The 25,307-nt window shown below is 44.2% G+C and carries 19 protein-coding genes; 9 read left to right on the top strand and 10 right to left on the bottom strand.

Annotated elements, in window-relative coordinates:
- Positions 1–30 precede the first annotated feature (30 nt).
- Positions 31–1,113 (bottom strand): 4Fe-4S binding protein, encoded by a 1,083-nt coding sequence (locus tag AC1EK4_RS00935; RefSeq protein ID WP_036900035.1) that lies wholly within the window; start codon positions 1,111–1,113, stop codon positions 31–33.
- Between the two features lie 247 nt (positions 1,114–1,360).
- Between AC1EK4_RS00935 and AC1EK4_RS00930 the strand changes: the two genes are divergently transcribed.
- Entirely contained in the window at positions 1,361–2,056 is a 696-nt protein-coding gene (locus tag AC1EK4_RS00930; RefSeq protein ID WP_036900031.1) for a porin family protein, read from the top strand.
- Here AC1EK4_RS00930 and AC1EK4_RS00925 read toward each other — a convergent pair.
- The 4 genes from AC1EK4_RS00925 to AC1EK4_RS00910 all read right to left on the bottom strand — a co-directional run bounded on the left by AC1EK4_RS00925 (position 2,028) and on the right by AC1EK4_RS00910 (position 6,423).
- Positions 2,028–3,308: an ATP-binding protein gene (locus AC1EK4_RS00925; protein ID WP_480356659.1), complete on the bottom strand. Its 1,281-nt coding sequence runs from the start codon at positions 3,306–3,308 to the stop codon at positions 2,028–2,030. The two genes, AC1EK4_RS00930 and AC1EK4_RS00925, sit on opposite strands and share 29 nt — an antisense overlap.
- 128 nt (positions 3,309–3,436) lie before the next feature.
- A complete protein-coding gene (locus AC1EK4_RS00920) occupies positions 3,437–4,951 on the bottom strand; it encodes a rhomboid family intramembrane serine protease (protein ID WP_480356657.1) in 1,515 nt (504 codons plus the stop codon).
- A 110-nt stretch (positions 4,952–5,061) separates the two neighbouring features.
- The gene (locus AC1EK4_RS00915; protein WP_036900025.1) at positions 5,062–5,541 is read right to left on the bottom strand and encodes an S-ribosylhomocysteine lyase; all 480 of its coding nucleotides are present in this window, start codon (positions 5,539–5,541) and stop codon (positions 5,062–5,064) included.
- Between the two features lie 195 nt (positions 5,542–5,736).
- Positions 5,737–6,423, bottom strand: a complete 687-nt coding sequence (locus tag AC1EK4_RS00910; RefSeq protein ID WP_480356656.1) for a 5'-methylthioadenosine/adenosylhomocysteine nucleosidase — start codon at positions 6,421–6,423, stop codon at positions 5,737–5,739.
- A gap of 296 nt (positions 6,424–6,719) precedes the next feature.
- On the opposite strand from AC1EK4_RS00910, the gene AC1EK4_RS00905 reads away from it, so the two are divergent.
- Both AC1EK4_RS00905 and AC1EK4_RS00900 read left to right on the top strand, forming a co-directional pair.
- A complete protein-coding gene (locus AC1EK4_RS00905; protein WP_480356654.1) occupies positions 6,720–9,212 on the top strand; it encodes a YfhO family protein in 2,493 nt (830 codons plus the stop codon).
- Positions 9,213–9,712: 500 nt separating this feature from the next.
- Positions 9,713–9,865 (top strand): hypothetical protein, encoded by a 153-nt coding sequence (locus tag AC1EK4_RS00900; RefSeq protein WP_156958392.1) that lies wholly within the window; start codon positions 9,713–9,715, stop codon positions 9,863–9,865.
- 235 nt (positions 9,866–10,100) lie between these two features.
- Here AC1EK4_RS00900 and AC1EK4_RS00895 read toward each other — a convergent pair whose 3' ends face one another.
- Both AC1EK4_RS00895 and AC1EK4_RS00890 read right to left on the bottom strand, forming a co-directional pair.
- Positions 10,101–11,297 carry an ROK family transcriptional regulator gene (locus tag AC1EK4_RS00895; protein WP_480356653.1) on the bottom strand — a complete coding sequence of 399 codons (1,197 nt, stop codon included), beginning with the start codon at positions 11,295–11,297 and terminating at the stop codon, positions 10,101–10,103.
- The gene (locus AC1EK4_RS00890) at positions 11,294–12,394 is read right to left on the bottom strand and encodes an SGNH/GDSL hydrolase family protein (RefSeq protein WP_480356651.1); all 1,101 of its coding nucleotides are present in this window, start codon (positions 12,392–12,394) and stop codon (positions 11,294–11,296) included. Before AC1EK4_RS00890 ends, AC1EK4_RS00895 begins: the two co-directional genes overlap by 4 nt.
- 314 nt (positions 12,395–12,708) lie before the next feature.
- Between AC1EK4_RS00890 and AC1EK4_RS00885 the strand changes: the two genes are divergently transcribed.
- The 3 genes from AC1EK4_RS00885 to AC1EK4_RS00875 all read left to right on the top strand — a co-directional run bounded on the left by AC1EK4_RS00885 (position 12,709) and on the right by AC1EK4_RS00875 (position 17,541).
- Positions 12,709–13,893: an AGE family epimerase/isomerase gene (locus tag AC1EK4_RS00885; RefSeq protein WP_480356650.1), complete on the top strand. Its 1,185-nt coding sequence runs from the start codon at positions 12,709–12,711 to the stop codon at positions 13,891–13,893.
- A 97-nt stretch (positions 13,894–13,990) separates the two neighbouring features.
- A complete protein-coding gene (locus AC1EK4_RS00880; protein ID WP_480356649.1) occupies positions 13,991–16,738 on the top strand; it encodes a bifunctional fucokinase/fucose-1-phosphate guanylyltransferase in 2,748 nt (915 codons plus the stop codon).
- A 5-nt stretch (positions 16,739–16,743) separates the two neighbouring features.
- The gene (locus tag AC1EK4_RS00875; RefSeq protein ID WP_480356648.1) at positions 16,744–17,541 is read left to right on the top strand and encodes a GSCFA domain-containing protein; all 798 of its coding nucleotides are present in this window, start codon (positions 16,744–16,746) and stop codon (positions 17,539–17,541) included.
- A 302-nt stretch (positions 17,542–17,843) separates the two neighbouring features.
- Here the strand turns inward: AC1EK4_RS00875 and nrdG are convergent, their stop codons facing one another.
- From nrdG to AC1EK4_RS00860, 3 genes are all read right to left on the bottom strand, one after another.
- Positions 17,844–18,353, bottom strand: a complete 510-nt coding sequence (gene nrdG / locus AC1EK4_RS00870) for an anaerobic ribonucleoside-triphosphate reductase activating protein (protein ID WP_480356646.1) — start codon at positions 18,351–18,353, stop codon at positions 17,844–17,846.
- The gene (locus AC1EK4_RS00865; protein ID WP_036899192.1) at positions 18,350–20,572 is read right to left on the bottom strand and encodes an anaerobic ribonucleoside triphosphate reductase; all 2,223 of its coding nucleotides are present in this window, start codon (positions 20,570–20,572) and stop codon (positions 18,350–18,352) included. The genes nrdG and AC1EK4_RS00865 overlap by 4 nt, the downstream gene beginning before the upstream one ends.
- A 487-nt stretch (positions 20,573–21,059) precedes the next feature.
- Positions 21,060–21,617 carry an RNA polymerase sigma-70 factor gene (locus AC1EK4_RS00860; protein ID WP_480356644.1) on the bottom strand — a complete coding sequence of 186 codons (558 nt, stop codon included), beginning with the start codon at positions 21,615–21,617 and terminating at the stop codon, positions 21,060–21,062.
- A 197-nt stretch (positions 21,618–21,814) separates the two neighbouring features.
- Here AC1EK4_RS00860 and AC1EK4_RS00855 point away from each other — a divergent pair, with 197 nt between their 5' ends.
- From AC1EK4_RS00855 to AC1EK4_RS00845, 3 genes are all read left to right on the top strand, one after another.
- Positions 21,815–22,126: a hypothetical protein gene (locus tag AC1EK4_RS00855; protein WP_480356642.1), complete on the top strand. Its 312-nt coding sequence runs from the start codon at positions 21,815–21,817 to the stop codon at positions 22,124–22,126.
- A gap of 228 nt (positions 22,127–22,354) precedes the next feature.
- Positions 22,355–22,504 carry a hypothetical protein gene (locus AC1EK4_RS00850; protein WP_480356641.1) on the top strand — a complete coding sequence of 50 codons (150 nt, stop codon included), beginning with the start codon at positions 22,355–22,357 and terminating at the stop codon, positions 22,502–22,504.
- Between the two features lie 77 nt (positions 22,505–22,581).
- A complete protein-coding gene (locus AC1EK4_RS00845; RefSeq protein ID WP_480356640.1) occupies positions 22,582–24,876 on the top strand; it encodes a hypothetical protein in 2,295 nt (764 codons plus the stop codon).
- The last annotated feature ends 431 nt before the right edge of the window (positions 24,877–25,307 follow it).

Here is a 25,307-nt window from a genome sequence, read left to right as displayed (position 1 = left end):
CTGTGGATGCCCCCGATTTGCGTTTGTTATTTATTTAGCTCCCTCTGCTATCTTAAACAATGTGCCTGTGGGACAAACGAAACGGCAATAGGGACGAGGCACGAAGATGGCGAGAACGAGGAAGATGGCGGCTAATACCAATACTATCCAAGATGCTGATTGGATGATGAACGCCGCGAAAATTTCGTAATCCATCCAACTGAAACCGACTCCGATGAACATCATGACCATAAGAACAGCCCATAGTATTTGACGGAAAGAGGTGAGCCATTTGACCGTCTGTTTTGACATTTTCCATTTCTTATGTGTCACTTTTCCGGCTAAATCTTGCATAGAACCGCATGGACAAATATGGTTACAGTAATAGTTTTTCTTGCCAAAGAACGGATAGATGAAAGCCGTAATGAGCATAATGAGCGGCACGAGCGAGGTCCATATGTCGATGCCATTGGCCAAATAGCCCATGATGAGCGAGTAGTTGATGAACGTACCACCCCAAAATCCTAGTACAATGACGTTGAGGATGAGTTGGAATGTGTGGTATCTCTTGTTCCTGAAAAATAGTGGAATGATAGCTCCCATGAGTACGACGACGAGCCCGGCGGCATACTTCCACGACATATCCATCTTCTCCCAAAGGTTTGTTTTGCTTGTGTTTTTGGCCGCATATTGCAGTCCTAGTCGCATATTAGTGATGATGGCACGCGAGGAATAAGTGGCTCCACTCACTCCATCTACCTTCATGGTGAGTGCCTCTTTGGTTGTTCTGCCGTTCCAATAGGTCAAGAGTTTGGATGCTTCGGCAAAGAAATCTTCTGATTCGGAGTTGTTCAGTGCGATGACTTTCTGTACTTTCCCGTCTTTGATATATATTTCTAGAGGTACAGGACCGCCATAACCAAGGACGTCTTTGCCTAGTTGGGTGGTGTTGATGATGTATGTACCATCCTGTAATTGACGCAGTGTATCGGTTGATACTGCTTTTGCCTGTTGTTGATAACCGTTATTGAGCGCGTGGCCGAGCAATTTTCCATCGCGTCTTACGGTCACTGCGAGCATCACGGCCAAGCATGTGAGGAACATCAGTATATGTTGTAGCCTTTTTGGGTTCATATTTTTGTATTGTAATGTTGGTGGTGCTAGAACCACTTATCTTATGCAAAGGTAATGCAAATGAGCGCAATGAGAATTCATTCTCAAATTGCCGAGTGCAGCTTATCTTATGCAAAGGTAATAAATAAAAGCGAGAGAGGGGAGCAACCTATGTTGTTAGCTATAAAAACTTAATGTGATTTAGGCTTTCCTTTGCAATATTTTGGATTGTGGTGCGTTTATCTTTTAATAATCAAAAGATAAAGCTATGAAACGTTTGGTGTTGTTTTTAGCGCTAACTGCCGTGTTTGTAGTCGCACAAGCACAGAGTCATCAAGGAACATTTTCGTTGATACCGAAAGTGGGTATCACGTTGGCTAATATGGCAAATATGGGGCTCAATACTTATGATGGAACGCTAGATTCTCATTTTAAGGCTGGTTTTGTGGGCGGATTACAGGGGGAGTATCAAGCAACTACTCATATTAGTGTGTCGCTGGGTGCCTTTTATTCCATGCAGGGATGCCGTTATTCCGATTATCGTATACAGGTTCCGATCAAGGTTTCCGAAGATGAAGAGTTTATCGGAAGCCATCATCACCATATCAATTTGGACTATGTGACCGTGCCTTTGTTGGTGAATTACTATGCTACTCGCGGTCTGGCTGTGAAAATAGGAGTACAGTTTGCGCGGTTGGTCAATGCCAAAGAGAGTAGGGAGGATACTCCATATAAGGTAAATAAGAGTGGAGTTTATACCTATGGCGAGATGACTCAGACGACGAAAGACCGCATGGAACAGTGCAATAAGACGGAATTTTCCATCCCTATGGGTGTCTCATACGAATACATGAATGTCGTTGTAGAGGCGTGTTATCATCTTGGTTTGAGTAAAATAACAAAGGGAGCCGAAAATCATAACCACTGTTTTACGATTACGGCTGGGTATAAGTTTGATTTATAGAGGGTTGGTCTAGCAGCCATTTCCAAATAGGCTTTACTTCAATAGTGAGGCCTTCTTCGGTAATAGTGCATTCTTCGTCCATCGTAAGGATGTAGTTTTTGCTAGTATGCTCTGCTTTCGCAACTTCTATTAATCCTTTCATTTCTCGCTGTTTGGTTTTTTCTTCGCTGATACTCATGGTCACTTGATAGGCTTCAGTGAGTGTAACGCCATGTCTAACAACAAAGTCGCATTCTCCTTTATTGGCATAATAATATACATCGAGTTGCCTGCGTTTGAGCTCGATGAATACTAAATTTTCTAGCAGGATGCCGATATTGTCAGTCGGGTTGAAGCCTATTGTGCTGATAATAGCGTTGTCTATAAGATATATTTTCTTGGCACTGGCACTCTGAGTCTTTACGGATGGAGCATATTTTGTTAATTGAAAGATGAGATAAGTGTCGCTAATAGCATTTAAATAGTTCTTGATGGTTTCGGGATGTTTGAGACCTACAACCTTTCCTAACGAACTATAGGTATGACGTTTGGCTGCGTTACTGGCAAGATAGTGCATGAGTTCGAGTACTTCGCGTTCGTTAGTGATGCCATTTCGCAGCAATACGTCGCGATATATAATGCTCTCGTATATTCCGGATATATATTCTCTTGTTTGATTTCTAAGGAAAGCAGGGAATCCTCCTTGCTTCATGTATCTCTTAAATTGGGCGAGCATCGTGGCGGTTCCAACTGTTGTCGCTATGGTTTTGGTAGAATGTTCTATCTTATTATAGGTCAAGAACTCTTTGAAAGAGAACGGATACAATTCTATTGCAATATATCTCCCGGTGAGATGTGTGCCTAATTCGCGGCTTAACATATTGGCATTAGAACCTGTAATAAAAATCTTATTACTGCTATTATAGAGTCTTCGTACAAAGAGTTCCCAACCTTTTATATTCTGTATTTCGTCAAAATAATAGGTATGTTGTACTCCAAAGAGCTCTATCAAGCATTCTTGGAGTAGTTGGAAATCTTCTATGGTGAATTTGATGAGGCGATCATCATCGAAATTAAGGAAGAAATCTTGTTCTTTCATCCTCTTTCTCATTTGCTGTATCAGCACAGATTTACCACATCTTCTTACTCCAGAGACAACTACTATCTCTTCGCTTTCAAGCCATTGAGGTTGAATGTCTCGCGCAACTTCGTCTTTTAAACGGATATTTTGCTGGTCAAGAATAATTTGAATCAATAGTTGTTTAGGTATCATATGCCTGTAAGGATGATGAATATGGGCAAAGATAGCAAAAAGTTTTCATTCATAACGAATGATATTCTAGAATATCTTCGTTCGTAATGAAGGTTTTTCTAAAATATCTTCATTGGCAATGAAGATATTTAATCTAATATAGTCTCTCTTCGATCGTATAAATAATAGATAATGGCAAGAATGATACCTACTAGCAAGCCCGATAGATGGCCGGCCAAACTGACGGTGGCTTGGAAACTGAAAAGGAGAGTTATGCCGACCATGATGACAGGAAACCAAATGCCGTCTTTGTGTTTTGGAGTTAAGAGAGAGTTGATGATAATATAGCCATACATCCCCATGAGTCCGCCGGAAATACCTATCACGGTGTGCGGAGAGAAGAGAATGGCACAGGAAGTACTAAGAAGGCCGGTGATGTAGAAAGATAAAATGACTCTACGGCTGCCTATCGCAAATACATATAAGTATAAGATGAGCCAATAATTAATGAGGTTATACGCAATATGCATGAGATTTCCGTGTAAGAAGAAAGCCGTAGCGATGCGCCACCATTCACCTAATCCCATCACCAAGTAGCTATTGGCGCCACCCCAACTGATGATTTCGGAGACGTCGGGCGACATGAGACTGACGCCCGAAAACACCATGGCCAAGTAATAAACAATACTGACGATGGGAGGAAGAGCTATAAGTATGGCCATGATGATGTGCCATGTATGCTCCGTCTTTTCCGATTTACGAATCTCTCCTTTATGCTTTTCCTCTTTAGCATCAACCGGTGAGGTTAGTAAGAAATTGAATATTGTTCTCAACAACAAATCATCTCGTTCTTCATATTTCTTACGATCGGGTTTGCCAAAAATCACAATGAGAATGATGATGAGGCTATATGCGAGGGCAATCCAGCAGATGACGGCTATATTGAAATGCCCACTGTGACTCTCACTCTCGTCTGCTAATCGGAAGATAATGGCGTCATCGGTCGACAAATCATTGAAATGACCATTCGTAATCGCATGTACAAATCCCTTGTATAAATCAGAATGGTGTTCGTGTTTGAGCAAATAAGGTTGGTTATAGAGCGGGTAAGCATGGCGGTTAATACCCTGATGGAAGAAATCGTTGTAGTATTGATTAAGCTTTTCTTCGCTCGTCATGGCACTATATTCGCGACTAGTGAACTTTGTTCCAACATATACATTGGGCATTTTGTTGACTTCGTACACATCCAACATCTCAAAATAGAGCTTGTCTGCACCATGCCTTTGAGGTCGAGAAACCACATGTGTGTACGTTCTGCTGTATGTTGTGTCTGTTTCCAAGTGCGAAACGTGCACCCAATCGGTCTCCATTAAGTTTTTTATCTGTTGCAATGTCTCTACATGGAGTACGCTACTTTTCCATTGATTCATCTGGAAACCAATGACAATTCCAAGAAATAACGTGCCGGCCATGGTTAAACTTGAGAACGAAAATCGACTGTTGCTGATCCAAGGGAATGCATCATCTATGTTCCAAGTACAAATGACGACAATCAGACCAAGCAGGAGAGGAATGCCAAAGTTACGTAATTCCTCGCCAATATGCTGAACCAATGGGGTGTCCCATGCTATCCAAAGGAACAAGAAATAAAGTAAGGCCATGCCAAGTGATGGCGAAAGCAATCGAAAAGAGATGTTGCAAATAAGCGACCAATCTCTTTTTGATGTGTCTTTTCTTTTATTTCTTATGCCCATAGTAACGCTATGGAGAATTACCGTGGGTAGTTCAAGTTCTCATCTTTGATGACATTCAGCACCTCATTGAGGTATTTACGCGACTCCCAACGCGCCATCGGAAGGTCGTGGAGCAGATAGTTGCCGCAATCTTTGGGTGCTGCACCGGGAATTTCTCCATCAAAATTGGCTACAAACTCAAAAGTCTTTTTCATCAATTCTACGATGTCGCTACTCTTTAAGTCGCCTTTCATTACAAGATAATTGCCCGTGAGACATCCCATTGGCCCCCAGTAGATAATGCTATCTTTCCACTCCGAGTCGTTACGAAGATAGGTTGCAGCCAGATGTTCGATGGTGTGGATGGCGCCAACGTGCAAAGTCGGCTCGCGATTGGGTTCTTTCATACGAATGTCAAACGTCGTGACGGTCTCGCCCCCGACGGTGTCTTGGCGACTAACATAGATGCCGCGCAACAGGCGGTTGTGGTCTATGGTGAATGAAGGTATTTTATCCATGATGTAAATATTGTAATCGTTTTATTCTTGTTTCGTAGTTCTACTCAATTCCGAAGTTATCAGAAGTTAAACGCCTATGGGGTGTTGGAGTTACAAATGGGAGTTAATAGACAATTGTCTGTTGACTTCTTGCCTCGAAGAGGCTTTTACTTCTGTTGACTCCTGCTAACTTCCAAACCGGTGAAATGAGGAATGTTAATCTAATCTTTCTAAGAAACGGCGCGTCACTTCAAACGAACCGTCGGCCATACGATCCCAAAAATCAAAATATTGTTGTGCCTTACGGTCTTTCAAAGGTACATCGCTGATAATTCGGAATGAGATGAACGGTACGCCATAGATATGACAAGTCTGTGCAATGGAGCAGCTTTCCATGTCTACGGCCATCGCTTCGGGGAATTGATTGAGGATAGATGCCATCTTCTCACGGCTGTCTACAAACCACTCTCCGCTCACAATGAGTCCTGTACGTACGTTGGTCTCGGCCTCAATGCTTAATGCTTTCTTTACCAACTCATCGGGTGAATTGAATCGAGCCGGCATTCCGAGAATCTGTCCGGGTTGGCATTCCGAGCCACAATAAGCATCGTGGTAGGTGCATGAAGTAGACACTACTACATCGGTCACGTTGAGTGACGTGTCGGCACCGCCTGCACAACCCGACGAAATTATCAAGTCGGGCTGGTAATGGGTTATCATCTCGACGGCACCAATGGTCGAGTTGACCTTACCAATACCGCATTGTTGTAATATAATATGGTGTTGGCCGACAGTGCCGAGAAGAAATTCTCGACCGGCATGTAGCTCGGTATGGACATCGTGGAGAAGCGCGTGTAGCTGCTTATACTCCTTGTCCATGGCTACGATTAATCCTATATTCATGTCTTAAATCTATTTCTTACTTTTCGCATGACTGCTCAACTAGAAGTCGTCGGGAGTTAAATGCCTTTGTTAGGCATTGGAGTTATCGGCAGTTAATGGACATATGTCGGTTAACTACAAGTCTTATAGAGGTTTTTACTACTGTTTTCTCCCATTTACTTCAGAACATTCGATGCCCGGATTATATTTCTTGCAAATTTACGAAAAAACTTTCATGGAGTCTTGTTGTACATGGGTTTTCTTGTTGGTTTGCAACTATTTCCTTATTTTTGCATCTATAAAATAAACATTTATTTATGAAAGCATTGAAGACTTACTGGCCCGATATTGTGGCAGTTGTATTATTTGCTGTGATTTCTTTCGCTTATTTCTTCCCCGCGGATATTGAGGGAAGAATCTTATATCGTCATGATTCGTCGGCCGGTAGAGGTGCAGCGCAAGAACAAGCAGCCTATTATGAACGCACGGGAAAGATGACCCGATGGTCGAACTCTGCGTTTAGTGGTATGCCGACGTATCAGACGGCACCATCGTATAGCAGTACGACGGCACTCAAACAGGCCATCAATGCCTATCATCTGTGGTTACCGGAGAATGTTTGGTTTGTTTTTGCCTATTTGCTTGGCTTTTATATCTTGCTTAGGGCATTTGATTTCCGCCATTCGTTGGCCGTTCTGGGTTCTATTATTTGGGCATTTTCCAGTTATTTCTTTATCATTATTGCGGCCGGACACATTTGGAAAGTCATGGCATTGGCCTATCTTCCGCCGATGATAGCGGGTGTGGTATTGGCTTATCGGGGCAAGTTCTTGACGGGATTAATAGTCACTGCCATCTTCTCAGCGTTTGAAGTGAACGCCAACCACGTGCAGATGACCTATTATTATCTGTTCATCATCTTCTTCATGCTAATTGCTTTCTTAGTCGAAGCCATTCGCGAAAAGCAGTTGTCTCGCTTCTGGAAGGCTACTGGTGTGTGCTTGATAGGTGCCGCTATCGGCATTAGCCTGAACCTATCCAATCTCTATCACACGTGGCAGTACTCACAAGAGTCGATGAGAGGGAAGAGTGAGCTCGTTAAGAAGAATGCAGCCAATCAAACAAATTCGGGACTTGACCGTGATTATATCACACAATGGAGTTATGGGGTGGACGAGACTTGGACACTTCTCGTACCCAATACCAAGGGCGGGGCATCGGTTCCATTGGCAGCTAATAAGACTGCGATGGAGAAAGCCAACCCTGAATACATGCAAATCTATCAGCAGTTAGGCCAGTATTGGGGCGAACAGCCCGGCACCAGTGGCCCTGTCTATGTGGGTGCCTTTGTGTTGATGTTGTTCATTCTCGGCCTGTTTATTGTCAAAGGGCCAATGAAGTGGGCACTTTTGGCAGCTACGATACTCTCTATCCTTTTGTCTTGGGGGCGTAACTTCATGCCGTTTACTGATTTCTTCTTGGACAATGTGCCGATGTATTCCAAGTTCCGCACGGTGGCATCTATCCTCGTTATGGCTGAGTTTACGATTCCCTTGCTGGCCATGTTGGCTTTGAAGAAGATAGTAGACGAGCCCGATTTGCTGACTAAGAAGATAAAGTTCGTCTATATAAGTTTTGCCTTAACAGGCGGTATAGCCTTGCTCTTTGCTCTTATGCCCAATATGTTCTTCGTCGATTTTATCTCTTCTTCAGAGATGAATGCTTTGAAAAGCATACCGGCAGAGTACCTTGGGGCTATAGAAGGAAATCTCCGAGAAATGCGTCGTGCTATTTTTGTGGCTGACTGTTGGCGTTCTTTCTGGATTATTGTGGTGGGCACATTCCTCCTCTTGCTCTTCAAAGCTCGCAAGTTGAAGGCTGAATACATGATAGGAGCGGTGGCGTTGCTCTGTCTGATAGACATGTGGCAGGTGAATAAGCGTTATCTCAACGATGATATGTTTGTAGAGAAGAGCGTGCGCGAAGCCCCTCAAGTCATGACAAATGTAGACCGTCAAATATTGCGTGACAAGTCGTTGGACTATCGAGTGTTGAATTTGGCTTCGAATACATTTAATGAGAATGAGACCTCTTACTATCATAAGAGTATCGGTGGTTACCATGCTGCGAAGCTACGCCGTTATCAAGAACTCATCGAGGCGTATATTCAGCCTGAGATGCGTAAGATTTTGCCGGCCATATCACAGGCTGGTGGCGATATGACCAAGGTTGCTGGAGACTCCATTTACCCTGTACTGAATATGCTGAATGCTAAGCATTTCATTCTTCCATTGCAGAATAATCAGACTGTTGACGTGCAGAATCCATACGTATATGGTAATGCTTGGTTTGTGGATAAGTTGTCGTATGTGGATAATGCCAATCAAGAACTTGATGCACTGGGTCGCTTGAATCTGCGTCATGAAGCAGTGGCAGATGCTAAATTCCGCACCCAACTAGGTGAGGCTACGCATCAAGACGGAACGTCTATCGTCACATTGACTTCTTATGAACCCAATGAACTGCATTATGACGTAAATTCTACGAAGGGTGGAGTAGTGGTATTCTCGGAGATTTTCTATCCCGAATGGACCGCAACCGTTGATGGTCAGCCCGTAGAATTGGGACGTGTAAACTATGTATTGCGTGCTTTGAACGTGAAGCCCGGCCAACATAAGGTCGTTCTCTGCTTCTATCCGAAGAGTGTAGACCAAACTGAAACCGTGGCATATGTATCTTATGCTGTCCTTCTTCTCCTTATAATATTAGGTATATTCTCGGCTCGACGACAGCCAAAGGAATTGGAATAGTAGTTGATAGGGACTAGGTTTCCTCATAATGGTGTGCCAAATAGGTAATCATTATCAAGATATAAAATGAATGCAAAGGCTCCGCAGCATTGCTGCGGAGCCTTTTTAGTAATGCTGTCCGGCTGTGGCAGCAATGTTGTTAAGGCCTTGCAGTAACCTCACCCCGACCCTCTATAGCCCCACCCCAACCCTCCCCAAAAGGGGAGGGAGAAGGTTTTAAGTTGACAAGTAGACGATTTTTTGGGGGGAGTTTGTTAGTTCTTGAGTTTATGAGTTCTTAAATTGTAGGACGGGGAAGGTTCATTTCTTACTCTCTCCCCTTTATGGGGAGGGTTGGGGTGGGGCTTCTGTAGATACGGAAAGTCTTCCGTATCATAGCTAAATGGTGCAAAATAAGCCCTATCCAAGTTCTCTTAAGGGAGAAGGGAGGAACTATAGAGTTTACAAGTAGACGAGTTTAGGCTTTAGTTTATAAGTTTTTGAGTTGATGAGTTCTTAAGTTGTGGTATGGAAAAGGTTCATTTCTTTCTCCCTCTCTTTTTGGAGAACCATTGGTCATCGACCGAATTGTCGCTGTCGGCGTAGCCGGTGCGATGGTAAACGAGGGAGATAATGGCTGGGGAGAGGCTTTTCAAAAAGAGAGGGATGGTTAAAAGATAAATGAGAGAATAAGGATGAAAGACTATAAAAGATTTATAAGGAGCGACTGTATTGGAGTGTATTCTTGTCCGAAGAACAACCCTTTCAATAGCCGGGGACTATCAAGCGATAGCGAAGACAGTCTCCGGATAGCGTATATAACTAACTTCCAGTCTGACAAGACTGTCCCCTATACTCCTTGAATATAGATTATAACACGGCAAGGGGGAGTCTTTCTGACTTTTATTTTTACTGCTCTTCAATCACAACCTTACGGGCGAGCATACACGCTCCGATGACACCGGCACGCTCTTTTAGCTTGGATTGTACGATGTGAGAGTCTTTATTGACGAGATTGAGTGAGTATTTGAGCACACTGGTCTCAATGGAGTGCATCAAAAAGTTGCCAGTCTGTGACATCGTTCCGCCAATAACAACCAAGTCGGGATTGAATATGTTGATGATACCGGCTAAGGCTTTGCCTAGGTTAAGACCTATCTGCTCCAGCACTTCCAGACACAAAGGGTCTTCACGATTAGTGGCATTGATGAGCTCTTCCATGGTGAAGTTGGTCTGTCCGTCTTGTGATAGGATGGAGGTTTCGCCGGCTTCGATGTGCTCTTTCACTTTGCGATAGAACGCACGGCCTGATGTTTCGGTCTCCAAACATCCCTTTTTACCGCAATGGCAGATGATTTCGTTGTCGAAATAAGGCATGTGACCAATCTCACCGGCATATCCCGACTTGCCTTTATAGAGATGACCTTCGAGGATGATGCCCATACCAAGTCCCCAACTCATGTTGATGAAAATGATATCTTTTTCTCCTTTCACACATCCTTGCATGTATTCACCGTAGGCCATGGCACGCGTATCGTTGTCAATGTTGGTATGAATACCAATCTTCTCAGTCAATATGGCTGTCAAAGGTTCCTCAGATACGTTGTAGAAACTGTAGCTATAGCCGGTTCCGGAGTTCACACGACCGGGAATGTTGAGGTTGACGTTGAGAATCTTTTTGCGCGAAATTTCGAGGGAATCGATGAATTTGTTGATGTGTTGACACAAGTCGTTGAGCGATTCCATCGTATTGGCGTATTGGAAAGGAATATCCATGAGCAGGTTGATGAGTTCCCCGCGGAAATTCATCAGTCCCATATGGATACAGTCTTGTCCCATGTCAACTCCGACGAAGTAGCCGGAATCGGGGTTCAAGCCGTATAAGATGGGTTTTCGGCCTTCGCTAGTTTCCTGCTTGCCATATTCTAGTACAAATCCCTCGTCGCTCATATCATTGATGAGTTTAGAGACTGTGGGGATGCTCAGATTCAACTCTTTCGACAAATCTGTATTGGTAGAGTTGCCGTTGTGAATGAAAAACTCTACTATCTTGTTCTTGATAAGCATGTTTTTAGAGTCTTTCTCGTCTTGGAAGATATTAATCATTGTATGTCGGTATTAAGTTGCCAACCCATTATCATTGAAATCTGAGGAATGAGTGTCATGGCGATTTTTTGTTGTCCTTGATAATTTGGATGCCAATCAGAGCCTGTATCAAACTCCTCACTGACGATGTTGAGCATCGGAGCTGCGAGATATACTTTCTGCAAATTGGCTATGGCGGTCTTTAATTCTCTGAAATTGGCCTGTAGATATACGTTGGCCGAGTGAGGGAGAATGCAAAGTACAGGTACGTCTCCATAGTTGGTTTTGACGCGTTTGATGAGCTTGACGTAGGCACCGACGTATTGTGCGCTACTCGGAATGGCAATGGGTGAGAAGTCGTTGGTGCCAAGATTGATGATGACCAAGTCGGGATGATAGGCTTTGAAGTCGTAAGCCTGTGTGCCATGGGCGTCGAACAAAAGCCCATAACGGTCGCTCATGTTAGCTTTTGAAACTCGTACGCTGTCGCCATAGTTACGCACCATGCCTCGGCCGGAGTGAGCTACGAGGGCATAGTCGGCATCGAAATAACGAGCAATGATGCAACCATAGGCTTTGTTACAGTTCTCGGTGGATAGCTTGAAACGCTCAGTGGCTTTCTTACCCTCTGTTCCATAGCCACAAGTGTAGGAGTCGCCGATGATTTCTATCATCCTGCTTTTGCGAGCTACGGGACTTAATTGAGCACCCTTGTCTACGTAAAAGCCGTGGATAGTAGTACACCCGTACTCGCCTTCGGTACACTTTTGCAATCTCAAGGTGTGTGTGCCTTTACCTAAATTCTCTGCCAACACAACCTTGTGAGGCTCCCGTCCCGATACTTTTATCTTGTCTATAAGGCGATTATCGATAAATATGTTATGATAACTGGTGTCGATTTCGGATATATTGACGGCGATAGAATTACCAGTAAAGCGCGTCTGTACGTAGGTACCTACCCAATCGTAAGAGACGCTACCGTCTGCTTGTTGGGCTGTTCTACCTGTATAGAGGATGTTGGAGTCGGTAGCCTTGATTAATTTTTGGTTACCGCTCTTGGCAAGTGTGGTTGTGAAGCAAGCACAGCATAGCGCTATGATGCAGGCTGTTCTTCTCATTTCTTGACGCTTTGAAATTCCTATGATGTACTTCCCATATATAAAAAGGTACATCTTTATATTGTTTGCTCAATGCAAAAATAAGAAAAATTGCTGATATTGGTGTGTTTTACGGTGGAAAACTATATGATAAGAACGCTTTATATGATTCGTTAAAACGACTTAATGAGTATTTGTTTGGAAATAAGGATTAATTTATAAATATTTTGATTAAATATAAAATAAAATACTAGAATCTTTTGGAATCTTGGTCAAAAAGAACTAATTTTGCATCATGTCGCATAAAAAATGATTTGCAGGCAAAATATATAGCTATGGACAAAAAGGAATATTTGAGCTTTTGGGCGAATTCTTACAAGAATGATTTGACAAAAATCATCATGCCATTTTGGATGGAACATGGTTGGGATCGGCAGAATGGTGGCGTTTATACGTGTGTAGACCGTGATGGAACACTGATGGATACGACGAAATCGGTATGGTTTCAAGGGCGTTTTGCCTTTGTTTGTGCATACGCATACAATCATATAGAGAAGAATCAGCAGTGGTTGGATGCTGCTGCCAGCACCTTGGAATTTATCGAGAAGCATTGTTTCGATGAGCAGGGACATATGTATTTCTCTGTTACGGCAGAGGGAACGCCACTCCGTAAGCGTCGTTATGTATTCTCGGAGACATTTGCCGCTATAGCTATGTCGGAATATTCTTTGGCTACAGGAGATAAGAAGTATGCTCAAAGAGCAATGGATATATTCTCCGATGCTGTTCGATTCCTCAATACTCCGGGCTTTTTGCCAGCAAAATTTGAGCCGGAAGTGAATCTCCAGAGTCATTCCATTGTGATGATTTTAATCAATGTAGCCTCGTGTTTGCGAAAGGTTTGTGACGATCCGAAGCTCACTCAGCAGATTGATGAGTCCATAGATAAATTGCAAAGATATTTCATACATCCGGAGTTTAAGGCTTTGTTGGAGACTGTAGGTCCTAATGGTGAGTTTGTAGATACCAATATGACGCGTGCTATCAACCCCGGTCACTGTATCGAAACGTCTTGGTTCCTGTTGGAAGAGTCGCGCCATCGTGGTTGGGATAAGAAGCTTACTGATATGGCTCTTACCATCTTTAACTGGTCGTGGAACTGGGGATGGGATAAACAATACGGTGGTATTATCAACTTTGTAGACTGTAAGAACTTGCCTCCACAGGATTATTCGCAGGATATGAAGTTCTGGTGGCCGCAGTGTGAGACCATTATCTCTTCGCTTTATGCTTACTTGGCTACCGGTGATGACGAATATTTGTACCGTCATCGGCAGATAAGTGAGTGGACATACGCCCACTTCCCCGATGCACAATTCGGTGAATGGTATGGTTATTTGCATCGCGATGGAACGGTAGCACAGCCTGCTAAGGGTAATCTTTACAAAGGACCGTTCCATATCCCACGCATGATGGTGAAGTCGTATGAACTCTGTGATGAGATTTTGAAGACCTTATAAGAGTACGATAGTACACAGGAAATCCTTATTTTCTGATTCTCCAGGGGGCGAATGTGAGTTTTTTTTCTTATTTTTGCAAGAGATAAAATCTACAAAAATGAAGAAACTCCTTTCGCTCCCTCCTAATTTGGTAGGTTGTTTCCATGACCTTACCGGTTATTCTCGTGATGAATGGTTTTGTACCAACGACCCTGTTGGGCATAAGTTAGGCTCCGGTGGTGGTTCCACGTGGTTGTTACAAGCTTGCCATGAAGCGTGGGCACAAGGCCAAGATATGCACGAATGGCTCGGCAGTGAGCGTAGATTGCTGCTCCATGCCGGCGGACAAAGCCGTCGATTGCCTTCGTATGCGCCTTCCGGAAAGATTCTTACGCCTATTCCCGTGTTCCGTTGGGAACGTGGACAGCGCCTTTCTCAAGACCTGTTGTCACTGCAAATACCTCTCTATGAACGTATCATGGAGGCTGCTCCGGAGCATCTTCACACCATGATAGTAAGTGGTGACGTGTATATTCGTGCCACGAAACCATTGCAGGAAATACCCGATGCCGACGTCGTTTGTTATGGACTGTGGCTTGATTCAAGCATTGCGAAAGACCACGGAGTCTTTGTATCGTCTCGACAGACACCCGGTGTGATGAAATGTATGCTGCAAAAGCCGTCAGTGGAGACGTTGAACGGCTTGTTGAAGGATTATTTTTATCTCACGGATATTGGTATTTGGCTTTTCAGCGACCGTGCTATCGAGTTGATGATGAAGCGTTCGATGAAGGATGGAAAGCTTGTCAACTATGACATGTATAGCGATTTCGGTTGCTGTTTGGGTACCCATCCGACGATGCTTGACGAAGAAATAGCGCAATTGAAAGTCGCTGTTTTGCCGTTACCGGGTGGAGAATTCTACCATTTTGGGACATCTCACGAACTTCTTTCTTCTACTTTGGCCGTTCAAAATTTGGAGAACGACCAGCGTAAAATCATGCATCACTCACGCAAACCGCATCCTTCAATGTTCGTACAGAACTGTCTGTTGCGTGTAAAACTGACCGCTGAAAACCAGAATCTGTGGGTAGAGAATAGCTGTGTGGGCTCGCATTGGACGCTGTCTCACGAACATATTATCACCGGTGTGCCCGAAAATGATTTTGAACTAACGTTGAAAGCCGGACAATGTGTAGACGTTGTGCCTGTTGGAGAGTCGCAATACGTGGTTCGTACCTATGGTTTCCAAGACCGTTTTGATGGAGAATTACAGCAAACACCGATGTTCCCGGTGGTTGATTCGGTAGAGGATATAGGAGTGGTATTGCGCTATATGCTTGGCTTGGATGCGAGTCGAGAGGCTCAAGAACTCTTTGATGGATGTCGAAAGATGAGTGCCGAGGATATTTCTGCGGTTGCTAATCTGCGTCGACTCTTTGCGCAACGCCGCTCATTCCGTAATGATAACTGGCCGGCATTGGCCCGTAATCATGAACATAGTGTTTTTTATCAAGTGGATTTAGAGGATGCTGCTAAGGAATATGCGGATGCTAATCTGCCTGAACCGGCTGCATTGACGGGTGAAGAACCGCTGATGACGCGTATTCATGACGCGATGTTCCGCAGCGAGTTGCATCGTTTGAAGGGAGAACAGGGTTACAGTGAACAAGGTGAAAAGGCTTTTTCATTGTTACGCCAAGGTTTAATGGATCAGGTAGCTGCGGCTGGTCAGCGCCCACATCCCACCATTTATCAAGATCAAATCGTCTGGGCACGTAGTCCGGTGCGTATAGATATTGCCGGCGGATGGACCGATACGCCTCCTTATTGTTTGATGGAAGGCGGTCGAGTCATAAATCTTGCCATAGAGTTGAACGGTCAACCGCCTTTGCAAACCTATGTAAAGCCTTGCAAGGAGCGCCATATCATCTTGCGAAGTATCGACCTTGGTGCGGCCGAGGAGATTACTACGTACGAGCAATTGGGCGATTTCAACCACGTGGGAAGTCCGTTCTCCATCCCGAAAGCTGCTTTGGCTTTGGCCGGTTTCCATCCTTCTTATGGTGAAGAAAGTTTTGCTTCGCTCGAACAACAGCTTGGTGCGTTTGGTAGCGGTATCGAGCTTACGATGCTGTCTGCTATTCCTGCGGGCAGTGGATTGGGTACAAGTAGCATCCTTGCAGCTACTGTTTTGGGTGCATTGAATGATTTCTGCGGTCTGTTGTGGGATAAGAGCGAGATTGGTAGACGCACATTGGTGCTCGAACAGTTGCTTACTACGGGTGGCGGATGGCAAGATCAGTTTGGTGGTTTGCTTCAAGGAGTGAAGTTATTGCAAACCGATAGAGGCTTTGAACAGACGCCTGATGTACGCTATTTACCCAACGACCTCTTCGTACAACCCGAATACAAGGCTTGTCACCTATTATATTATACGGGTATTACGCGCACGGCAAAGACCATATTGGGTGAGATTGTACGTCGTATGTTCCTCAATCAGCACGATGAGATAGAACTGTTGCGTCGCATGAAGGAACACACCAAGGAGATGTACGAGGCGTTGCTAAGACAGGAATTCAATACAATGGGTACGTTGGTTCGCCACACTTGGCAACAGAATCAGCTACTCGATGCTGGAACAAATCCTGCCGAGGTGGCTCAACTAACAGCTTTGATAGACGATTTGTGTCTAGGTTATAAGTTGCCGGGAGCCGGTGGAGGCGGTTATCTCTATATGGTTGCGAAAGATCCGGAGGCAGCTGCGCGTATCAAGAAGATACTCAACGACCATCGTTTGAACTCTAATGCCCGCTTCGTGGATATGAGTCTCAGTACTACAGGTCTGCAGGTGAGTCGTAGTTAGAATGTATGGAACTTCAAACGAAAGTCGATATAGCAAGTTCGGCGTGGACCATTGAGCCACGCCATCGTCTCTTTTTCGTTGGCTCATGCTTTGCCGAGAACATCGGTCGACGTTTTGCCGATTCGCAATTCCGTGTGGTCGTCAATCCGTTTGGCGTGATGTACAATCCCGCGAGCATCCTTCATACTGTGCAGCGATATGAGGGTGATGTGCCCGATGTAGCTGTATTTACGCTCGGTACCAACCATGTGTATGTGTTGAAAGAGACCGGTGAGATAGTCGATAACTGTCAGAAGCGGCCACAAATACTTTTCGATGAGCAGGAATTGAGTGTAGAACAGTGTACGGATTATTTGCGGAAAGCTGTTCAACTGCTTACGAAGAAGAATCCACAGGTACATGTTATTGTGACCGTCAGTCCTATTCGCTATCGCAAATATGGTTATCATGGCAGTCAACTATCTAAATCTACGCTCTTGTTGGCAGCCCATCAACTCGTTCAGACCATGCCCGAATGCGTCACGTATTTTGAGGCTTACGAGTTGATGAACGATGAATTGCGCGATTATCGTTTCTATAGTGAAGATATGTTGCATCCCAGTGAGCAAGCTGTATCGTATATTTGGCAGCGCTTTGGAGAGACTTTCTTCTCCAAACAAACCTTTCAGTTTATTGAAGAATGGCGACCGATAGGGCAAGCTTTGGCTCATCGTCCATTCAATAGTGATGCTCCTGAATACCAATCGTTCTTGAAACAGGCGCAAGAACGAGAACAGGCATTCCGTCAAAAGTATGATTTATAGTAGTTCATTCCAATATTTTATTCTGTTTAATAGCCTTTTAAACAGAATCAATCCTTAAATTTTGCGGTTTCAAATAAATTGCGTACGTTACGCAACGTAATTTACGTAACGCTTATACATAGTATGTTCCGGGCAGGCAGCTTTACTGGAAGCGATAGCTGCGGAAGGGTGTGTGGCCTTGCCATTCAGCCATTTGTTTGTGAATGGTTATAAACTAAAGGCTGTCAGTAGTGTGAAGACGGCACTGAATACCTTGCTTCATCGTTTCTTCGGATATTGGTTGAAGCAACGTTCTTTTATGATTAAATAGCTATGGGATATGGTTGGTAGTCGAATAATATCGGACTGCCGGCCGTCAGAGAGCGGCGTACATCAATGAGTCGTTGATTGGATGAGCCGCGGAATAATAGGTCGGTATCGCGTAGCGATTGCACGAATGGGCCGTCCACCAATACATCTATTTGTTCTAAGAGCGCACGAGTGTGCTCTTTTTTTTGTAGGGTTTCAAAAGTAAAACCCGAAAAACACCAAATTGTTTTATTCGTTTCGCGTCGAATAGCCAGTGCCAATTCCAAGAATCCTTCGGCTTGAAACATAGGGTCACCACCTGAGAATGTGACGTTGGCAAATGGGTCTTGCGTGATTTCATGCATGATTTGCTGGGTCGTCATAGATGTTCCGCTGTTGATGTCCCACGATTGTGGGTTGTGACAACCGGGACATTCGTTCGGACAACCGGCACAGTAGACGGAGGTACGAAAGCCCGGTCCGTCTACTGTGGTGTCGTGTATGATGTCTAAAACACTTATCATTCTTTTGGAGTATCAATATGGGTAACGCGGTCGTTTAGCTCGGCCAATTTCCCTTGATTCCATCTATCGGTTGTACCAACGAGGTAACCGGTGATGCGTTGCAGCTTGTCGATGTGATGACTACCGCATTTTGGACATGCATCCAAATTGACATCGGCATTCTCATGACCACAGTCCATACAACGATTACGGTTGTGATTCACCGAGCCATAGCCCATATTCAGCTTGTCCATCATGTCTACCACGTTCATAATTACCTGTGGGTTGTGCGTCGCGTCGCCATCTATCTCTACGTAGAAGATGTGACCGCCACGTGTTAAGTCGTGATAAGGAGCCTCTACTTGAGCCTTATGCAGAGCCGAACATTTATAATATACCGGTACATGGTTGGAGTTGGTGTAGTAGTCGCGGTCGGTCACGCCTTCAATGTTGCCAAATTCCTTGCGGTCTTTCTTCGTGAATTTACCCGAAAGTCCCTCAGCCGGTGTGGCCAATACACTGTAGTTGTGGCCGTATTGTTCTGAGAAATCTTTCACGCGGTCGCGCATATAGGTGACAATCTTTACACCCAACTGCTGCGACTCTTCGCTTTCGCCATGGTGTTGGCCTGTCAATGCCTTCAAACATTCGGCCAATCCGATGAATCCAATACCCAAAGTTCCTTGGTTGATGACGCTCTCTATGGTGTCGTTGGCATTGAGATGATCGGCACCGGTCCATAGATAACGCATGAGTAATGGGAATTGCTTGGCGTAAGCTGTCTTTTGGAATTGGAATCGTTCGTCTAGTTGTTTGGCCGTCAACTCAAGCATACCGTCGAGCTTGGCAAAGAACTTATTGATACGTTCTGCCTTGTCTTCGATACCCATACATTCGATGGCGAGCTTTACTATATTAATAGTGGTGAAACTAAGGTTGCCTCGTCCCACCGATGTCTTGTCTCCATATCTGTTTTCAAACACACGAGTGCGACATCCCATGGTTGCAATTTCCCAATTATAACGTTCGGGGTCGTTGGCTCTCCATTTTTCATTTTGATTGAAAGTAGCATCCAAATTCAGGAAGTTCGGGAAGAAACGACGAGCCGTTACTTTGCATGCCAGTTGGTAAAGATCATAGTTACGGTCTTCGGGCAGATAGTTTACGCCACGTTTCTTCTTCCATATTTGGATGGGGAAGATGGCAGTCTCACCATTACCCACGCCTTCGTAGGTGGAGATGAGTAGCTCGCGCATCACGCAACGACCTTCGGCCGAAGTGTCGGTGCCGTAGTTGATAGACGAGAATACCACCTGATTTCCTCCACGGCTATGGATGGTATTCATATTATGGATGAATGCTTCCATGGCCTGATGTACACGTCCGGCAGTAGAGTTGATGGCATGTTGCTTTACGCGCTCTGCTCCTTGTAGGCCGTCGAGAGGTCGATTGATGTAGTCGTCTATCTCTGCATCGTAGAGCGCGGAGAAGTCTTCGCCATACAATTTCTCCAAATTCTTCACTTCTTGCTGGTACGATAAACGTACATAGGGAGCGAGATAGAAGTCGAAGGCTGGGATAGCTTGCCCACCGTGCATCTCGTTTTGGCATGTCTCCAGTGAGATACAAGCCAATACGGCAGCCGTCTCGATGCGCTTAGCCGGGCGCGAGCTGCCATGCCCTGCGGTGAATCCGTGCTTCAAAATGATGTCGAGCGGGTGCTGTACACAGGTCAGCGACTTGGTAGGGTAATAGTCCTTATCATGAATATGGATATAGTTATGCTGTACGGCCTCGCGTACTTCTTCTGATAACAAGTAATCGTCGACAAACGGTTTGGTTGTTTCTGAAGCAAACTTCATCATCATTCCGGCCGGTGTATCGGCGTTCATGTTGGCATTTTCGCGCGTCACGTCGTTGCTTTTGATGTTGACGATGTCCAAGAATATGTCGCGTGTCTTAGCCTTGCGAGCTATCGAACGCTGGTTACGATACTGGATGTACTTCTGCGCAACGTCTTTACGAGAACTCTTCATCAGCTCTTTTTCTACGGCATCTTGAATATCCTCTACGGTCATCTGTGCCTTGCCTTTGAAGTTTACATGGTCGGTGATTTTGACAATGAGTGCTTCGTCTTCTCCTTTTTCTGTGTGAAGCATGGCCTTACGAATCGCCGCACTAATCTTCTGCTCGTTGAATCCAACGATGCGACCATCTCTCTTTACAACCGTTTGTATCATGATAGGGTAAATAGTGTATTTTAAATGTTCTTATGTTGTTAGTTGATTGCTTTTGCAAAGATAGCTTATTTATTAATATGAAATTCATTTTGGGAAACTTTTGTCGTGTTAAAATATGTCAAGTCTATGATATTCAATTGGTTGAAAAATAAAATGGAAAACTTTATTTTAAATTGTATGAATTTAGTTTTCCATAAAGGTAAACTGTTATGTTGTTTTGTTTACTATTTGTTGTACTTTTTAATAGCCTCGCCATGTAGCTGTGTATGGGTCATTAGATTGCTTATTTGTCGCCCTATTTGCCAGTTAATGAATTCATTGCAGTGGCTTGGCAACATCGCTGAGTGGGCTAGGCAGCACTGCTGAAGAGGCGATGCAGCGATGTTGCCGAGCCTTTGCAGCGGAAGGATGAAAACTAGATGGTTCTCTTATAGACTAGCAAGCCATAACAATAAGAGCATAGGTAAGTCGGGTGAATCCATATCTTTCAAGCTGGTATGGAGGGTGTGAAGCACACGACTGATGTGTCTTTCCACCATTTTATAGAGATACCGAGCTGCTCGGCAATCTCTCTGTTCTTTAGATTTTCCCTTCTGCTCAGCAAGAAAATCTCTTTTGAACGTTCGGGCAAGCTCTCGAATACGGAGTCGATTTGTGCTTTCAACTCTTCGCATAAAAGTTGTTGGTCAGCATTGTCGGTAAAATCGAAGAGGTAAAGTCGCTCGTTTTCCTGTTTGTTTTGTTTCATGTATTCGGCCTTCATCTGCCTGGTTATCACCTTGTGCTCCAAATAGTTCAGGCAACCGTTACATACAATGGTGAATAGAAGTGATTGTATGGAGATGGGTTGCAGTTGTCCGCGACGTTCCCAAAGTTTGAGATAAGATTCCTGTAGTATGTCTTCGACAATGTCACTATCGCTGACGAAGCGTAGCGCGTAATTGCGCAAACGCGGGTAATAGGTCTTGAATAGATATTCAAAAACTTCAGATGAACTTTGGTTCAGTTGGTCGGGTAGATAGTTTTTGTCGTTGTATATAGTCACTGTACAGTGTGTTTGTCTATGCAAAAATACGAAAGAAAAAGATGAGAGCAAAGTTTTGTGTTGTTTTTCTTAATTTCTATTATATCTCGTAACGAATTTACTAGTTGGTATAAGATTTCCAGGAAAATTGATTTTTTATTTCATGGAGGGGGTGGGTAAACGCAAGTTGGGTTGTTACAAATATAAACGGCCGAAACATGAAGAGCAATATTGACATCAATCAACTAGCCATTCGCTATTTCAACGGAACGATAACTCCTGAGGAGGAAACGCATCTGTTGGCCTTCGTCAATGAGAGCGAAGCCCATCGTCGCCTATTCCGCCAGTGGGAGAAGGATTGGGAGAGGAATCATATCGTATCGGCTAGTACGGAACAAGCGTGGAGTCGACAGCAAGCATTGATGCAGGACGCTCTAGAAGATGTAGCTACCTCGCCGCGTCGTTGGTCTCGCTGGGTGGCAGTGGCAGCCTCTGTGGTCTTGCTAGTGTGGAGTCAAATTGCTCCATGATTAAAAAAATCATACAAAAGGAGTGAGTCTCTCAGATTTAATTTGTAACTTTGCCATGTCTATCGTCGGATTCTCTTGTTTTTTAGCAACACTAAGATAAGTGAAAATTCTGACATGGCAAAATCCTGAGTAACTTTTTGTTGCTCAGGTACTTAAAAAGTTTAATTTATAATAGTGTTGCGGAATTAAGGTTTATAATAGTGTTGTGGAATTAAGGAGGATATTAAAATGATGACAAAAAAGCAGTATGTATCTCCCCAACTTACAGCGATGTATGTGAATGTGGAGCATTTTATTTTGGCAGGTTCAGAGCCTAAAAAGGAAACCAGGCCTGTCAATTCAGAACTTGAGGGTTTTGACGAAGGAGAAACTTGGTAGGACGTGATGCCTGCGTACATATATCGTGGGTAGTGGCACAGAGAGTAAGGAAAAAGAAGAACAATATTATTATTATTATGAAAGTAAGACAAATAATCGCTGTAGCTGTCCTCGGACTCCTGTCGATGGGGCTCTATAGCTGTAGCAGTGACGAGCTAACAAATAAGAAAGAGATAGTGCCCGGAGCATCGGAGGTAAAACCCGTCACCATGCATGTGCATCTTGAGGGTCAGGCTGGAGGCAGCACAGCAACTACCCGTGCCGGTGGTGTGTATATGTCGTTTGACGGACTTGTGCCTCTCTTCAAGGTAGATGATGCAAAAACCGTGTTGGCCAACTGTGTCTTCATGCGTTTTAAGAAAGATACCGATGAGCTCGAAGAGGGTACGGAGATGTATGGGCAGCTGGAGTTTAAAAAGAAGGAAGGATCGGAGCCTAGTCTTGAAGGAGATGCGGGTTCAAGAAATGCGAAGCCTGTGCAGATGGTGTGCGACCAGACCGTGCAGCTCACGCCTGCCAATCCGGGTGTGACCGTTCGCGTAGGCGATAGATGGGCTGTCATGGGTATTGTAGGCGGTGCCTACTCTAAAGATGCAGCCGCAGGTACTCACAAGGTTGCTGTAGATGGTATGGTGATTGCTATAAAGGATGGTGGACAGTTTTCAGAACTGGATACTCCTGAAAATGCCGATTGTACTGTGCCTTTCCTTGCTAAATGGACAAAGCTCAACCCTATCGTGCAGACTAATAAGGTGTCGTCGGCAGAGACGATGAAGTTTAAGGCACAGGGCTTGCTCATCAAGATAGATCTCACCAATAAGACCAAGTATCATCTTGATCCAATGCTCATAAAGATACAGTCGACAGAGCTTGCCAAGACGATAGCCTATGACCTGAGTCCGGGCAAGCTGCCCAACTATGGTTCTGATGAGAAGAAATACCTATGGGAGTATACTGGAAAAAAAACTAAAACAGGTACATGGATGGTCAACTCGATATCCTTAAGCGGGTCTAATGGTTCTTTGTTCCATTTGGATCCTATGGAGGATGGAAAGAAGTCGGAGCTGCATGGTAAAAACGATACGGAGAAACGTACCATCTTTGTATGGTCTCATGTTGTCAATGCTAAAATTCCAAGTACAGGTTTCTATGTAGAGAGTGTCAACACGGAGGCTAAACCTTCTGGTGTAGCCAATACCATCGCTAAGCTTGAGGAAAAAAAGGAAAATCTGAAACAGTATAAGTATGTCTTGACTTCAGACAATGAACTGGATGATATTATGGATCCCTTTAACTTTCGAAAAAAGCACAGCAAGTTTAATCCAGATATCAAGATTGCTCCGGGTGTAAACTGGTTACTTGTTAAGGTGCTACGTAAGCATCTTTCCAGCAATATTGGTAAATTTGTTACGTGCCCGTTGGTCATACCACAGCGTGATGTCATGCCAATAGAGATGATGGCACAAAACAACTTGCAGGAGTACCGTACGGCATTTCCTAATGGACAGCATGAGTTTGCAGGCTATCCTAATACAAAGAATCCGGACGCTAGGAAAACTGCAAGTTATACGCAGACATGGGTTGGTGATATTCAAAAAAATAATAAGTGGCAGACATGGGCTATGCCTACTTTCGAACAGTGGACAGCTATGCTTATTGGTAACGGTAATAAAGATCATGTCAAAAACTTTGACCATGAGGATGATCATTACAATTGGATCGAGTTTGATAATGAGGCGTTAGAGTTTGCTGACGGAACTAAACGTCCATATTCATCGGCATATATCCGTCTACCAAAGGATGACAAGTATCCTAATCGTGATGTGGTCTATGGTTTGCGATTCTTTGAAGCTGGCAGTCAGACTAAGGGTTCTAAGTATTTTAGTCTCTATAGATACGATATGCGTAATTACGATGGCCTAGGTACCAAAAGCTTCTGTGTGGATGCCATCTATCTTGGCCCGCTCTTTATGCAACTCTACGAAGGATTCTATAAAGATTTGAAGGATCTGATGCACATAATTGCGATCAATGATGATGGTAAACCAGGTAGTGTCTTCACCGAATATTATTATGACACAGTGAACCGTTATCTCCTTATGGAAGATCCAAAGGATCAGCAGTATGACTATGGACATGTCAAAACTACTATTTTTGACGAGAGTATGGGTGCCGGATATTTCTACGCTCCTACCAAGGATTATACTACAAGTGCAGCAAAGGCTATTGTGTTTAAGCAAAATCGTATCTTCACAGGTAAATCTGAAAATCTGGGACCTACAGACTTTACCGACTATAAGAGAAGGCGTGGCGCTGCAGTCAAGGGGTATATCCGCCCAATCCGTAAAAACTTTATGCAGTTTAAATATTAAGATCTGATCATAGCAGAACTGCTATATACGCCAGTGGGAACATTCGACAGCGAGTGTTCCCACTGTTGGTATATAGACCTGTGCATACCAGCCTCGCCTCCTTATTTCTCCTTGGTCTTTTCTCCTCTTCGTCCCCCATTGTATTATGCACCCTCGACAATGGCATGAAAATAAAATGGACATAGAGCATCCCATGGTTGGGAGATCCGTGTCTATTGATGTAGTAGTGGTTCAGGCAGATGCCCGTGATGGTGCTCTTGCCATTCTGTGCCATGACGGAAGAGGGGGCAAGAGATAGGCAGGCCAGTGATATGATAAGGGTTTTCATGATGGTTATGTTTTGATGTTCACACCTGTTTACTTGCGTCTCTCACGATAGGTCACATCCACGATGCGGCCAAATCCTTTAAACTCAGCGGGCTAGGCAGCAC

This window comes from Prevotella sp. C0026C3 (genome assembly GCF_056590795.1).
Note: the sequence above shows the minus strand (reverse complement) of the source record. Positions and strands in the feature narration are given on the sequence as shown.

Bases quoted from the DNA above. Each gene is read 5' to 3' on its own strand.
- AC1EK4_RS00920 (WP_480356657.1), bottom strand. From the start codon at position 4,951: ATGGCCTTACTTTATTTCTTGTTCCTTTGGATAGCATGGGACACCCCA.
- AC1EK4_RS00890 (WP_480356651.1), bottom strand. From the start codon at position 12,394: ATGAGAAGAACAGCCTGCATCATAGCGCTATGCTGTGCTTGCTTCACA.
- nrdG (WP_480356646.1), bottom strand. From the start codon at position 18,353: ATGATAAGTGTTTTAGACATCATACACGACACCACAGTAGACGGACCG.
- AC1EK4_RS00930 (WP_036900031.1), top strand. From the start codon at position 1,361: ATGAAACGTTTGGTGTTGTTTTTAGCGCTAACTGCCGTGTTTGTAGTC.
- AC1EK4_RS00910 (WP_480356656.1), bottom strand. From the start codon at position 6,423: ATGAATATAGGATTAATCGTAGCCATGGACAAGGAGTATAAGCAGCTA.
- AC1EK4_RS00845 (WP_480356640.1), top strand. From the start codon at position 22,582: ATGAAAGTAAGACAAATAATCGCTGTAGCTGTCCTCGGACTCCTGTCG.
- AC1EK4_RS00915 (WP_036900025.1), bottom strand. From the start codon at position 5,541: ATGGATAAAATACCTTCATTCACCATAGACCACAACCGCCTGTTGCGC.
- AC1EK4_RS00905 (WP_480356654.1), top strand. From the start codon at position 6,720: ATGAAAGCATTGAAGACTTACTGGCCCGATATTGTGGCAGTTGTATTA.
- AC1EK4_RS00875 (WP_480356648.1), top strand. From the start codon at position 16,744: ATGGAACTTCAAACGAAAGTCGATATAGCAAGTTCGGCGTGGACCATT.
- AC1EK4_RS00925 (WP_480356659.1), bottom strand. From the start codon at position 3,308: ATGATACCTAAACAACTATTGATTCAAATTATTCTTGACCAGCAAAAT.
- AC1EK4_RS00850 (WP_480356641.1), top strand. From the start codon at position 22,355: ATGATGACAAAAAAGCAGTATGTATCTCCCCAACTTACAGCGATGTAT.
- AC1EK4_RS00895 (WP_480356653.1), bottom strand. From the start codon at position 11,297: ATGATTAATATCTTCCAAGACGAGAAAGACTCTAAAAACATGCTTATC.
- AC1EK4_RS00880 (WP_480356649.1), top strand. From the start codon at position 13,991: ATGAAGAAACTCCTTTCGCTCCCTCCTAATTTGGTAGGTTGTTTCCAT.
- AC1EK4_RS00935 (WP_036900035.1), bottom strand. From the start codon at position 1,113: ATGAACCCAAAAAGGCTACAACATATACTGATGTTCCTCACATGCTTG.
- AC1EK4_RS00885 (WP_480356650.1), top strand. From the start codon at position 12,709: ATGGACAAAAAGGAATATTTGAGCTTTTGGGCGAATTCTTACAAGAAT.
- AC1EK4_RS00855 (WP_480356642.1), top strand. From the start codon at position 21,815: ATGAAGAGCAATATTGACATCAATCAACTAGCCATTCGCTATTTCAAC.
- AC1EK4_RS00865 (WP_036899192.1), bottom strand. From the start codon at position 20,572: ATGATACAAACGGTTGTAAAGAGAGATGGTCGCATCGTTGGATTCAAC.